Raw genomic sequence first — 11,856 nt, forward strand, 5'->3', positions numbered from 1 at the left:
AGCTAACCCGCCTGACCGCGTCGATACCTGACCCCGTCGGCGGCAGGCATCCGGAGCCGCTGGGCCGCCAGCCCGAGCACCAGGATGGTGGTCACGTACGGCGTCATCCGGGTGAAGTCGCCCGGTACCTCGTCGGTGGTGAAGAACCAGACCGCGAAGCCGATGCCGATCACCAGCGAGGTGATCGCGGCGGCCCGCATGCCACGGCGGTACTGCAGGACGGCGACGCCCAGCAGGATGACGGCGACGATGATCAGCAGCGCGTGCACCGCCTCACCACCGGCCCGGAGCTGGAGGGCGTCGGTATAGCCGAACAGCACCGACCCCATCACCAGGCCGGCGGGACGCCAGTTGCCGAAGATCATCGCCGCCAGGCCGATGTACCCGCGGCCGCCGGTCTGACCGTTCTGGTAGATCCCGGACGAGACGAGCACGATGAACGCGCCACCGATACCGGCGATCGCACCCGAGGTCAGGACGGCAAGGAACTTGTACCGGTAGACGTTGATGCCCAGCGTCTCGGCCGCCATCGGGCTCTCACCGCAGGACCGCAGCCGCAGACCGAAGGCGGTACGCCAGAGCAGCAAGGCGCTCCCGACGATCAGGACGATCGCCAGCACCGTCAGGGTCGACAGGGACGTGGTCACCGCCGCGACCACGGAGGCCAGGTCCGAGACCACGAACCAGTGCTTGTCCTGCAGCGTGTTCATGGCATCCGAGATACCGGGGATCGTGATCGCCAGCGGTTCGTCGAGCGGCGGCGACTGGGTCGGGCCACCACCTTGCAGGCCGGAGAAGAAGGTGTCGGCGAGGAAGGCCGCCGCACCGATCGCGATGATGTTGATGGCCACACCGGAGACGATGTGATCCACCCCGAAGGTCACCGTCGCCAGCGCGTGCAGCGCGGCGCCGATCATCCCGAAGAGCATCGCGCCGACGACGCCCGCCCATGGTCCGTACCAGTAGCCGAAGTAGCCGGCCCCGATCGTGCCGAGGATCATCATGCCCTCGAGGCCGATGTTCACCACGCCGGCGCGTTCCGACCACAGACCGGCCAGCGCGGCCAAGGCGATCGGGACGGCGGCGTTGACCGCCTCTCGCATCGTTCCGGCGGAGTCGACCTCGTGGGCGCCGGTCAGTACCCGGACCAGTGAGAGCAGGGCGAACCCGGCCAGCACCCAGATCCAGATGCTGATCCGCCTGCGCGGTACCAACGCCTCCGCCGGCGCTCCGGCCGGCCGGAGCTCTTCGGGAGCCATCGTCATCGGGTCGCCTCCGAGGTCGCCTCGGCCGGAGCCGAGCTGCTGAGTACCGCTGCCACCCGGTGTTGCTCAAGCGCCGTTCTGTACCTGCGCACCACCTCGTAGGCGATGACCACGGTCAGGACGATCACGCCCTGGGTGATCGAAACGATGTCGGGTGAAACCTGGGCCTTGATCTCGAGCAGGTTGCTCTGCTCGGTGAGGTAGGAGAACAGCAGCGCGCCGACGGCGATGCCGAACGGGTTGTTGCGGCCGAGCAGCGCGACCGCGATCCCGGCGAAGCCGATACCGGTCTGGAACGTCGTGCCGTAGCTGTGCGAGCTGCCGAACAGCAGCGGCAGGCCGATCAGCCCGGCCACCGCTCCCGAGATCACCATCGAGACGACGACCATCCGGCGTACGTCGATGCCGCTGGCAACGGCTGCACTGGCCGACGTGCCGGTGGCGCGCAGTTCGAAGCCGAACCTCGACCGGTTCAGCAGTACGCCGTACGCGATACCACCGACGACGGCCAGCAGCGACAGGCCGAGCAACTCGTTGGGAGCCGAAGGCAGGAACGGGATGCCGGGCACCCAGCTGTCCTTCGGGAGTTCCTTGGTTGCCAGGTTGCTGCCGGTGGTCACCCCGAGCTTGCGCAGCAGGTACGCCGTCAACGACACCGCGATGGCGTTGAGCATGATCGTCGAGATCACCTCGCTGACGCCACGGGTGACCTTCAGCAGACCGGCGATCGAGGCCCAGACCGCGCCCACCACCATCGCCAGGATGATCGCGACCACGACGTTCAGCGCGCCGGGCAGCCAGCCCTGCGAGGCGAAGACGGCCGCGGTGAAGACCGCCACCCGGTACTGCCCCTCGACGCCGATGTTGAACAGGTTCATCCGGAAGCCGATCGCGGCCGCCAGGCCGGACAGGTACAGGATCGAGGCGTTGTTCAGGATGTTGATCACGTTGCGCTCGGCCGGCGCGGTGAAGATCGTGCTGAGGAAGCCCGAGACGGAGCTACCGGCCGCCAGCAGGATCACACAGGTGATCAGCAACGCGACGACGACGGCCAGGACCGGGGCGGCGAGTGCCAGCCCGATCCGGCGGGGGTCCAGCCTGGTGCCCATCACTCCTCGTTTCCAGCGCCGGTCATCGCGGAGCCCAGCTGCTCCGGAGTGACCGTCTCAGGGTCGAACTCGCCGACCAGCCGGCCGCGGAGGATCACCTGGATCTGGTCCGACAATCCGATCAGCTCGTCCAGGTCGGCCGAGATCAGCAGAACGGCCAGGCCCCGCCGCCGCGCGGCCCGGATGTGGTCCCAGATGGCGGCCTGGGCGCCGACGTCGACGCCACGGGTCGGGTGGGAGGCGATCAGCAGGACGGGGTCGCCGCTCATCTCCCGGCCGACGATGAACTTCTGCTGGTTACCGCCGGACAGTGCCCTGGCGGTCGTGTCGATGGACGGCGTGCGTACGTCGTACTCCGCGACGATGCGCTCGCTGTCCTTGCGGGCACCGGCCTTGTTGATCCAGGGACCGCTGACGCTCGGCGCCCGGTCCTGGTGACCGAGGATCCGGTTCTCCCACAGCGGGAAGTCCAGCAGGAGCCCATGGCGATGCCGGTCCTCGGGGATGTACCCGATCCCGGCCCGCCGCCGGGCCGCGGTCGTCCAGCCGGTGATGTCGTCGCCGCCGAGCAGAACGTGCCCGGACGTCGCCGTCCGCATGCCCATGATCAGCTCGACCAGCTCGGTCTGGCCGTTGCCCTCGACACCGGCTATGCCGAGCACCTCGCCGCGGTGGATCCGTAGCGAGACCGTGTCCAGGAGCGCCCGGGTGCCCGGTCCGGCCAACGTGACGTCCTCGAGCGCCAGCTGCACCGTGTCGGTCACGGTGGACTCCTCGGTACTGGGCGACGGCAGCTCGGATCCGACCATCAGCTCGGCCAGCTGGCGCGCCGTCACGTCCTCGGGCTGGACGGACGCGACGGTCGTACCCCGCCGCATCACGGTGATGTCGTCGGCGACGGCGAGCACCTCGTCGAGCTTGTGCGAGATGAAGAGCAGGGTGAAGCCCTGGGTCTTGAGCTCGCGCAGGTTGTCGAACAGCGCGTCGACCTCCTGCGGGACCAGTACTGCGGTCGGCTCGTCCAGGATGATGATCTTCGCGCCGCGGTACAGGACCTTGAGGATCTCGATCCGCTGCCGCTGCCCGACGCCGAGGTCCTCGACCAGGTCGTCGGGGGACAGCCCGAAACCGTAGGTGTCCGACAGTTCCTTGATCTTCGCCCGGGCCCGGTCGCCGATGCCGTGCAGCTTCTCGGCGCCGAGAACGACGTTCTCCGCCACGGTCAGGTTGTCGGCCAGCATGAAGTGCTGGAAGACCATCCCGACGCCCTGTTTGATGGCGTCGGCCGGTGAGTGCAGGGTGACCGGTTCGCCGTTGATCTCGATCGTGCCGTCGTCCGGCTTCTGCACGCCGTACAGGATCTTCATCAGCGTCGACTTGCCGGCGCCGTTCTCCCCCACCAGCGCGTGCACGGTGCCGCTGCGGACCTCGATGTCGACGTCGTGGTTGGCAACCACTCCGGGGAATCTCTTGCCGATTCCCTGGAGCCGGACTGCCGTCGTCTGAGTCCTGGTGTTGATGTCACACGCTCCCAGATCCCCCGGCGACCCCGTTGTCGGCCGGAACGAGCCTCGGGCCCGGGCGAGAACGCTACCGCGTCACCGGCCGAGCCCGAGGTCTGTTGTGGTCAGAGTTTCGAGGGAGCCTTCAGCTCGCCCGAGATCAACTTGGCCTTGTACTCGTCGATCTTCGGGGCGACGTCCTTGAGGAAGTCGCCGCTGGTGGCGTACCCGACACCGTCGCGCTTGATGTCGTACACATCGAAGCCGGCCTTGGTGGTGCCGTCCTTGAACGCCTTCACGAAGTCGAAGACGGCCACGTCGACGCGCTTCAGCGACGAGGTCAGGATGTGCTTCTGCTGCTCCGGGGTCGCGCTCAGGTACTGGTCGGCGTCGACGCCGATCGCCCAGATGCCGTCGGGCTTCGTCGCGACTGTGTCGAACAGACCGCCACCGGACAGGCCGGAGGCGTGGAAGACGATGTCCGCGCCGCCGTCGTACAGCGCCGTGGCCGCGGTCTTGGCGCCCGCGGGGTTCGCGAAGGCCTTCGCGTTGCCCTCGTCGGACAGCCACTTGATGGCGACCGTGATCGTCGGGTCGACCGCGGCGGCTCCGGCCTTGTAGCCGGCCGCGAACGGATCGATGACCGCACCCGGCGCGCCGCCGATGAAGCCGAGTTTCTTGGTCTTGGTCTTGAGCGCGGCGGCGACACCGACCAGGAACGCGCCCTGCTCGGCCGAGAACACCAGGTTGGTGACGTTCGGAGCCTCGCCGAAGCCGTCCACGACCGCGAACTTGACGTTCGGGTACTCCTTGGCGACCTTCACAACCTCTTCGGTGTAGACGAAGCCGACACCGATGATCGGGCTGTAGCCCTGGTCGGCCAGCGTCCGCAGCCGCTCTTCCTTGGCGGAGTCGGGCTCGCCGTCGGCCGCCTCGGCCTCCTCGCAGGTGGCGTCCAGGTCGTCCAGGGACTTCTTCACGCCCGCGGCGGCGAGGTCGTTGAACGAGTGGTCACCGCGACCGCCGATGTCGTAGGCCAGGCCGATCTTGGGGCCCGCGCCCGTCTTGTCGGCGCACAGCTCGTCGCTACCGGCGGCAGCGCCCGTGTTTTCCTTCTTCGCGCAGCCCGTGACGATGAGTGCCACCGTGACGGCGACGGCCGCCAGCTTGGTCGTGTGCCGCAAGATGCCTCCTCGATCTCTGATCGCCCCGTGCAGGCGTTCGCAGCGACACGATAGACCGCGATTCACCCCCCAGCCACCGACGATGCGCCGGAAGGATGCTCGTTACTCAATCGTAGTTTCCGGGAGTGACGCTCTGACAGAGAGTGATCGCGCGGGGTGAGACGGCTGCGACCGGATCCGTCCGGCGGGTGCCCGGGGTCAGGCCGCCACCGGAGTCTGCCTTCGGCGACTACTATCTGGAGTATTTCATGTCGACCGAATCAGTCATCTTCAGTGGCGTCGGCCCGGACGCCGACCCGTGGCACCCCCTGCCGGAGACGAGCGCGCGGCTGGCGGGGGTGCTGGCCGAGCTCGGGCCCGTGCACACCGTCAGTACGCCCGACGAACTCGCCAAAAGGCTCGACCAGGCGGCCGTACTGGTCGTCAACGCCAGCGCGAATCGCACCGGCCCGACGCCTGCTGACCAGCAGTTCGGCCGGCTGCTCGAGGGCTTCCTGGCCCGCGGTGGCGGCCTGCTCGCCATCCACAGCTCGACCATCGCCTTCCCCGGCCTGCAGAGCTGGCACCAGGCGGTCGGGGCGATCTGGGAGCAGGGCAAGACCTTCCACCCGCCGCTCGACCGCACCCTGGTACGGCGTACCGAGGTCAAGCACCCGATCGCCGACGGCCTGGGCGACTTCTGGGTCGAGGACGAGCGCTACAGCGACCTCGATCTCGCCGACGGCAGCGCGATCGAGGTCGTCTACGTCCATACCCACGACGACGTGACGCACCCGCTCGTGTGGGCGCGGGAGTACGGCGGAGGCCGGGTCGTCTACAGCGCCTTGGGCCATGACGCGCGCTCCTACGAGTCGTCCGACCACGTCGAGCTGCTGCGGCGCAGTACCGAGTGGTTGAAGGCGGCAAGGAGCTAGTCCTGGTTCGCCTGCTGGATCAGGGATGCAAGGATTGGTAAATGACGACTTCGCACGAGCTGCGGCTTGCTGACGTGAAGGCTCGCGTCGACGAGGTGCGGAAAGAAGCGGTCGCAGTACGCCGTGACCTGCACACCCACCCCGAGCTCGGCTGGCACGAGGTCCGTACGACGGAGCTGCTCGCGCGGCGACTCACCGAGGCCGGGCTCTCCCCCCGCGTACTGCCGACCGGGACCGGACTGATCTGCGACATCGGGTCGGGCGACACCTGCGTGGCGTTGCGGGCCGACATCGACGCGCTGCCGGTGCCGGACATGGTGGAGGCGCCTTGGCGCTCGACCATCGAGGGCCAGGCGCACGCCTGCGGGCACGACGTACACACCGCTGCTGTGCTCGGAGCCGGTCTCGTGCTGGCGGGCATGGCCAGGGACGGCCTGCTCGACCGTCGCATCAGGTTGATCTTCCAGCCGGCCGAGGAGGTCATGCCGGGCGGCGCTCTCGGAGTGATCGCGGCTGGCGGGATCGATGGGGTACACCGGATCTATGGGCTCCACTGCGACCCGAGGCTGGAGGTCGGGCAGGTCGGGCTGCGGACCGGCGCACTGACCGCCGCGGCCGACCGCATCCTCGTCCAGCTGACTGGCCCGGGCGGACACACCTCCCGGCCGCATCTGACCGGCGACCTCGTCTACGCGCTGGCGACGCTCGTCACCGAACTCCCAGCCGCTCTGTCCCGTCGGGTCGACCCGCGAGCGGGCATGTCGCTGGTGTGGGGCCGGATCACCTCAGGGTCGGCCGCCAACGCGATCCCGGCCCGTGGCGAGGCAGAGGGCACGCTGCGTTGCCTCGACGTCAGCGCCTGGCGGCTCGCGGCCGAGCTGCTCCCCACGCTCGCGGAGCAGCTCGTAGCGCCGTACGGCGTGGAGGTGGACACCGAGGTCACGCATGGCGTCCCGCCGGTCATGAACGACGCGCTGGCGATCGACGTCTTCCGGTCAGCCGTAGAGCAGACGATGGGCTCGGGTGCGATCGCCCAGACCGACCAGAGCATGGGCGGCGAGGACTTCGCCTGGTACCTCGAACACGTCCCCGGCGCGATGGCCCGCCTCGGCGTCCGCCCGGCCGGCCTCGAAACCGCCCCCGACCTCCACACCCCCGGCTTCAACCCTTCAGAGGAAGCCATCGCGCTCGGCACCGGAGTACTAACCGCCGCCGCCCTGCTGGACTAGCCGGCTACAACTGATCCCTGAAACGAAACCGCCGGCCGTCCGAGGAGGACGACCGGCGGTTTCGTGAAAACGACGTGGGTCTCAGCGGTTCGGAACCTGGATCTCCGCCACCGGGACGACGACTGTGGTCGAGCGGGTCAGCGTCGCGGTACCGGTCTGCGGTCCGCCTGCGTCCTGGCCGGTCCAGTTGGCCACCCAGTTGACCGTCGCGGTGACCGGCCAGCCGGCATTCGACCGGTCGAAGATCACCGTGCAGGCGTTCGCCTCGGACTTGCCCTGGCCGTAGCCGTACTTCGCCTGGTCGACCGGACAGCTGTTGGATCCGGCCGCCGAGGTGATCGCCACGTCGCCCGACTTCGCCACCAAGGTCATGTTGACCGGGGTATTGGGCACGGAGGCGTTCAGCGTCAGCGTGCCGTTGTCTGCCAGCGAACCGTCCGGGTTCGTCACCCAGAACCAGGTGGGCAGGTTGACGATGGATGCACCGTTCCTGTCGGTCACCTTGGGGTTGTAGTCCAGCGTGGGAGCCACGATCTGCGCCTGCGCCTCATCCCAGAGCACGTCGGCGAGATCGTCGACCGCGACCAGTGGCTCGGGAACTTGACCGGGGAGGAAGGCGCGGTAGGAAATCCCGATCCGTGTCCCCATGAAGGTGCCACCGAGGCTCGTATAGCCCTCGTCCAGCGCGTTGAAGCCGTCGGCACAGTCAACCGTGTACCACTTGTAGGCCTGGCCCGCCTGGTTCGCGGCGACGACCCGGGCCATCTCCTCTCCCGACGGCCGGGCCAGCATGCCCGCCCCGGCGTGCCCCTGCAGCGGGTTCTCGTTCATCCACTTCTCGAAGTCCTCGGGCTTGCTCGCGTCGGTGCCGTCGATGGTGAAGGAAGCCGGCTTCCACCAGCACTTCGCGGGGACCGAGTACGTCCTGGAGCCGCCCGTCATGATCTTGCCGGAGGAGCTGGTGACGACCACCTTGACCGCGACCTTGAATCCGCCGCCGTCGTCCGTCTTGCCGCCGGTGATACCGCCTGCTCCGGCTGACGGAGCCGCCACGACGACAGCCATCATCGCCAGAGCGGTGATCGAGATCGCTCGCTTCATGAGTTTGCTCCCCAGACTGCGGTCAAGGTGGTCAATGGTAGTGGGACGGGGGTTCAGCCGCTTTATGACGCAGCAGGCGTCACTTGCAGCGTTGCTCCACGAATGAGATGTTGCTGACCACCCAAACGGTTCCGCCGGCTTTCTGGAGCGTGCCCGTCGCGCTCAGGTAGGGCACCAGGTCCTCCACCGGTTTGCCCGCCGCGTCGGCATCGAGTGACGTGTTGTCCATGCAGGACTTCAGCGTCGCGGTCGAGCCCTTCACCGCGATCGACGAGATGTCCACCCAGATCTCACCGATCGCGTGATGCTTCCTGGACTTCAACTCGGTCACATAGGAAGTCACCTCGGTGAGCGCCTTTCCGGAAGCGACCCGGCCGAGGGCGTCCACATCGACGGAGGCCTTGTTGTAAGCCGTCAGGCGGACCAGCAGGTAGTTCAGGAAGGCGTCGGCCGCCGCCTTCTGCTCCGCTGTGGTCGCCGTCACCTTCCGTCGATGAACGGCAACCGTCTTCGACGGCAACCCGGCCGGTGGCGACGTCGGGCCGGTGGTAATAGGCGTCGTCGGCGCCTCGGTGGGCGCCGACGTCGGCGCCTCCGTGCTGTTCGAATCCCCGCCCAGAGTCGGCAGGCCCCCATCATCGGACCCACCAGAGCAGCCGAGTGGCACCACCAGGGCAACCATCATCACGCCGGTCACCACGAGCTTCTTCATCGCCGAACCTTTCAGGCCGAGGTCGCCTGATGCTACCTAGAGACTCGGGCCACGCCGCGGTCTAGAAGGTGTCGGCGGGGACGTAGGTGCCCCAGACCGCGCGGAGGGCGTTGGAGACCTCGCCTACGGTGGCGCGGGCCTTGAGGGCTACTTTCATTGGGTAGAGGCAGTTGTCGTTGCCTCGGGCAGCGTTCTGGAGATCGGTGAGGGCCTTGTCGACCGCGGCCTGGTCGCGTTCGGCGCGGAGGTTGGCGAGGCGTTCGACCTGCTGGGCCTCGATCAGGGGGTTGACCCGGAGCGGCTCGTAGGGCTCTTCCTCGGCGACCCGGTACTTGTTCAGGCCGACGACGACCCGCTCGGCCGAGTCGATCTGCTTCGCGATCCGGTACGCCGACTGCTCGATCTCCTGTTTCTGGAAGCCCTTCTCGATCGCCGCGACGGCGCCGCCGAACTCCTCCACCTGATCCATCAGCTCGCGGGCGGCCGCCTCCACCTCGTCGGTGAGCGACTCCACGACGTACGAGCCGGCGAACGGATCCACGGTCGCGGTGATGTCGGTCTCGTAGGCGAGCACCTGCTGGGTGCGCAACGCGAGCCGGGCGGCCTTCTCGGTCGGCAGCGCGATCGCTTCGTCGTACGAGTTGGTGTGCAGCGACTGAGTTCCGCCGAGCACGGCGGCGAGCCCCTGGATCGCGACCCGGACGAGGTTGACCTCGGGCTGCTGGGCGGTCAGCTGGACGCCGGCCGTCTGGGTGTGGAAGCGCAGCATCAGCGACTTGGGGTTCTTCGCGCCGAACTCGTCGCGCATCACCTGCGCCCAGATCCGCCGGGCCGCGCGGAACTTGGCGACCTCCTCGAGCAGCGTGGTCCGGGAGACGAAGAAGAACGAGAGCCGCGGCGCGAAGGTGTCGACGTCGAGGCCGGCCGCGACCGCGGTCCGGACGTACTCGATCCCGTCGGCGAGGGTGAAGGCGATCTCCTGCGCGGGCGTCGCGCCGGCCTCGGCCATGTGGTAGCCGGAGATCGAGATCGTGTTCCAGCGCGGCAGCTCGGTCTGGCAGTACGCGAAGATGTCGCTGATCAGCCGCAGCGACTCCTTCGGCGGGTAGATGTAGGTGCCGCGGGCGATGTACTCCTTCAGGACGTCGTTCTGGATCGTGCCGGTGAGCTTGTCACCGGACACGCCCTGCTCCTCCGCGACGAGCTGGTAGAGCAGCAACAGCACCGAGCCCGGCGCGTTGATCGTCATCGAGGTGGAGACCTGGTCCAGCGGGATCCGGTCGAACAGCACCCGCATGTCGTCGATCGAGTCGATCGCCACGCCCACCTTGCCGACCTCGCCGGACGCGATCTCCGCGTCGGAGTCGTAGCCCATCTGGGTCGGCAGGTCGAACGCGACCGACAACCCCATCGTGCCGGCGTCGATCAGCTGGTGGTACCGCTGGTTCGACTCGGCGGCAGTACCGAACCCGGCGTACTGACGCATGGTCCACGGCCGTTGCGTGTACATCGTCGGGTAGACGCCCCGGGTGAACGGGTACTCCCCCGGCGCGCCCAGCTTGGTTGCAGCGTCGAACCCTTCGAGCCGCTCAGGTCCGTAGACCGGCTCGAAGTCCCATCCCGACTCGGTCTGATGACTCATCCCCCAACCGTAGGCCGTACCACCCCACCACTGGTACGCACCAGGCTGGTGACATCCAGCACTCTCGGTGACCAAAGTCTCGTGGTAGCAATCTGACTGCCGGATTCCTACCAGGAGGCAGCGCCGTGCGGCTCAGATCCAAGGGACAGCTGACAGTGCCGATCGAGGTCCGCGAACATCTCGGACTGCACGAGGGCGACGAGGTCAAGTTCGTTATCCAAGGCGACGCCGTGCAGATCGTCCGGGCGAAGGCCAGCGCCTCGCCCGGACGCCGGGTAGCGGCCCGGCTCCGTGGCCGCGGGTCGAGCGGGATGAGCACAGACGAGATCATGAACCTGCTTCGCGGCGAGGACTGACCTCAGGCCGCTCCTGCGGCGAGCTGGTCACTTAGAGCACGATGAAGCCAAGCTTGGCGGCCACTTCCGCCTGAGCCGAGTCCCGGCTCGCAAATCCGCAGGCCTCTGGGGACGACAGCGGCAACGCGGCCAGCTCTGCGACAGCCAGGTGCAGGGCGTCCAAAGATCTGATCGCGTGATCGCGGACGATCTCGATTGCGCGAGCCTCGATCGCCACTGCGTCCGGACGAAGCAGAGTGACGGGTCCATCGACGGCGGTGTCCGCTTCAAAAGCTGCCAGGAGGTCGTCCAGGTTCGCCCGGCCGCCTCGGGCCGCACGGGTCAGAGCGCTGGTGACCTCGACCAGAGTCCAGGTGGAGGTCACCAAAGCGTCTTCACCGATCAGCAGGTCGTTCGCAGCAGTGTGCCCATGCTCGTCCGGCAAGTAGGCACGTACCAACACGGACGAGTCGACGTAGATGATCACTCAGCGACCGTCTTCCAGGATTTCATCGATGACCCGGCCCAACCCACGGGCCGAGTCGAGCGCGGCTCGCCGCTCTGCCGGGGAAAGCATCCGGCGTGGCGCATGTGGTTCCGCCAGCACGCCCAACTGATGGGCTCGGGCTCGCAGCCTTCGCCGTACCGACGCAGAGTCCTCCTCGATCACGTGGTCGAGGAGCTCGGTGGCCAGCGCGTTGACCGACTGTCCCTGTTCCTGGGCACGAGCCGTCAGCCTGGCATGCAGGTCGTCGGGGACACGGAGCAGCAGCTGTCTCATGAACAAATGATATCAACTCTCGCCATACAGTGCTATCACGCGTCGAGAATCTCAGTGTTTGTGTTTTGGGGGCTGGGTGGTG

12 protein-coding genes are annotated in these 11,856 nt (G+C 67.7%); 3 read left to right on the forward strand and 9 right to left on the reverse strand.

Going from position 1 to position 11,856, the window contains the following annotated elements:
- Positions 1-2 precede the first annotated feature (2 nt).
- The 4 genes from G3I17_RS07620 to G3I17_RS07635 form a co-directional block, all read right to left on the reverse strand.
- Positions 3-1,265 carry an ABC transporter permease gene (locus G3I17_RS07620; RefSeq protein WP_164595224.1) on the reverse strand — a complete coding sequence of 421 codons (1,263 nt, stop codon included), beginning with the start codon at positions 1,263-1,265 and terminating at the stop codon, positions 3-5.
- Positions 1,262-2,374 carry an ABC transporter permease gene (locus G3I17_RS07625; RefSeq protein WP_164595225.1) on the reverse strand — a complete coding sequence of 371 codons (1,113 nt, stop codon included), beginning with the start codon at positions 2,372-2,374 and terminating at the stop codon, positions 1,262-1,264. The genes G3I17_RS07620 and G3I17_RS07625 overlap by 4 nt, the downstream gene beginning before the upstream one ends.
- Positions 2,374-3,909, reverse strand: a complete 1,536-nt coding sequence (locus tag G3I17_RS07630; protein WP_164595596.1) for an ABC transporter ATP-binding protein — start codon at positions 3,907-3,909, stop codon at positions 2,374-2,376. Before G3I17_RS07630 ends, G3I17_RS07625 begins: the two co-directional genes overlap by 1 nt.
- A gap of 92 nt (positions 3,910-4,001) precedes the next feature.
- Complete coding sequence (locus G3I17_RS07635; RefSeq protein WP_164595226.1) at positions 4,002-5,060, reverse strand: BMP family ABC transporter substrate-binding protein; 1,059 nt, start codon at positions 5,058-5,060, stop codon at positions 4,002-4,004.
- Between the two features lie 248 nt (positions 5,061-5,308).
- Here G3I17_RS07635 and G3I17_RS07640 point away from each other — a divergent pair, with 248 nt between their 5' ends.
- Both G3I17_RS07640 and G3I17_RS07645 read left to right on the forward strand, forming a co-directional pair.
- The gene (locus tag G3I17_RS07640; protein ID WP_164595227.1) at positions 5,309-5,974 is read left to right on the forward strand and encodes a ThuA domain-containing protein; all 666 of its coding nucleotides are present in this window, start codon (positions 5,309-5,311) and stop codon (positions 5,972-5,974) included.
- A 41-nt stretch (positions 5,975-6,015) separates the two neighbouring features.
- Positions 6,016-7,203, forward strand: a complete 1,188-nt coding sequence (locus tag G3I17_RS07645) for an amidohydrolase (protein WP_164595228.1) — start codon at positions 6,016-6,018, stop codon at positions 7,201-7,203.
- Between the two features lie 81 nt (positions 7,204-7,284).
- On the opposite strand, the gene G3I17_RS07650 is transcribed toward G3I17_RS07645, so the two are convergent.
- The 3 genes from G3I17_RS07650 to G3I17_RS07660 all read right to left on the reverse strand — a co-directional run bounded on the left by G3I17_RS07650 (position 7,285) and on the right by G3I17_RS07660 (position 10,658).
- A complete protein-coding gene (locus G3I17_RS07650; RefSeq protein ID WP_164595229.1) occupies positions 7,285-8,304 on the reverse strand; it encodes a hypothetical protein in 1,020 nt (339 codons plus the stop codon).
- Between the two features lie 79 nt (positions 8,305-8,383).
- Positions 8,384-9,016: a hypothetical protein gene (locus G3I17_RS07655; protein ID WP_164595230.1), complete on the reverse strand. Its 633-nt coding sequence runs from the start codon at positions 9,014-9,016 to the stop codon at positions 8,384-8,386.
- Positions 9,017-9,077: 61 nt separating this feature from the next.
- The gene (locus G3I17_RS07660) at positions 9,078-10,658 is read right to left on the reverse strand and encodes a methylmalonyl-CoA mutase family protein (RefSeq protein ID WP_164595231.1); all 1,581 of its coding nucleotides are present in this window, start codon (positions 10,656-10,658) and stop codon (positions 9,078-9,080) included.
- A 125-nt stretch (positions 10,659-10,783) separates the two neighbouring features.
- Between G3I17_RS07660 and G3I17_RS07665 the strand changes: the two genes are divergently transcribed.
- Positions 10,784-11,014 (forward strand): AbrB/MazE/SpoVT family DNA-binding domain-containing protein, encoded by a 231-nt coding sequence (locus G3I17_RS07665; RefSeq protein WP_164595232.1) that lies wholly within the window; start codon positions 10,784-10,786, stop codon positions 11,012-11,014.
- 31 nt (positions 11,015-11,045) lie between these two features.
- Here G3I17_RS07665 and G3I17_RS07670 read toward each other — a convergent pair whose 3' ends face one another.
- Together G3I17_RS07670 and G3I17_RS07675 are read right to left on the reverse strand one after the other, a co-directional pair.
- On the reverse strand, positions 11,046-11,480 hold the full coding sequence (locus G3I17_RS07670) for a type II toxin-antitoxin system VapC family toxin (protein ID WP_164595233.1): 435 nt from the start codon (positions 11,478-11,480) through the stop codon (positions 11,046-11,048).
- Positions 11,481-11,774 carry a toxin-antitoxin system HicB family antitoxin gene (locus tag G3I17_RS07675; RefSeq protein ID WP_164595234.1) on the reverse strand — a complete coding sequence of 98 codons (294 nt, stop codon included), beginning with the start codon at positions 11,772-11,774 and terminating at the stop codon, positions 11,481-11,483.
- Between the last annotated feature and the right edge of the window lie 82 nt (positions 11,775-11,856).

Origin of the sequence: Streptomyces sp. SID13031 (assembly GCF_010548305.1) — a bacterium.
In the GTDB taxonomy this organism is placed as follows: domain Bacteria; phylum Actinomycetota; class Actinomycetes; order Propionibacteriales; family Kribbellaceae; genus Kribbella.

Coding starts and splice junctions, on each gene's coding strand:
- G3I17_RS07620 (WP_164595224.1), bottom strand. CDS start 1,265: ATGACGATGGCTCCCGAAGAGCTCCGGCCGGCCGGAGCGCCGGCGGAG.
- G3I17_RS07625 (WP_164595225.1), bottom strand. CDS start 2,374: ATGGGCACCAGGCTGGACCCCCGCCGGATCGGGCTGGCACTCGCCGCC.
- G3I17_RS07640 (WP_164595227.1), top strand. CDS start 5,309: ATGTCGACCGAATCAGTCATCTTCAGTGGCGTCGGCCCGGACGCCGAC.
- G3I17_RS07645 (WP_164595228.1), top strand. CDS start 6,016: ATGACGACTTCGCACGAGCTGCGGCTTGCTGACGTGAAGGCTCGCGTC.
- G3I17_RS07650 (WP_164595229.1), bottom strand. CDS start 8,304: ATGAAGCGAGCGATCTCGATCACCGCTCTGGCGATGATGGCTGTCGTC.
- G3I17_RS07655 (WP_164595230.1), bottom strand. CDS start 9,016: ATGAAGAAGCTCGTGGTGACCGGCGTGATGATGGTTGCCCTGGTGGTG.
- G3I17_RS07660 (WP_164595231.1), bottom strand. CDS start 10,658: ATGAGTCATCAGACCGAGTCGGGATGGGACTTCGAGCCGGTCTACGGA.
- G3I17_RS07675 (WP_164595234.1), bottom strand. CDS start 11,774: ATGAGACAGCTGCTGCTCCGTGTCCCCGACGACCTGCATGCCAGGCTG.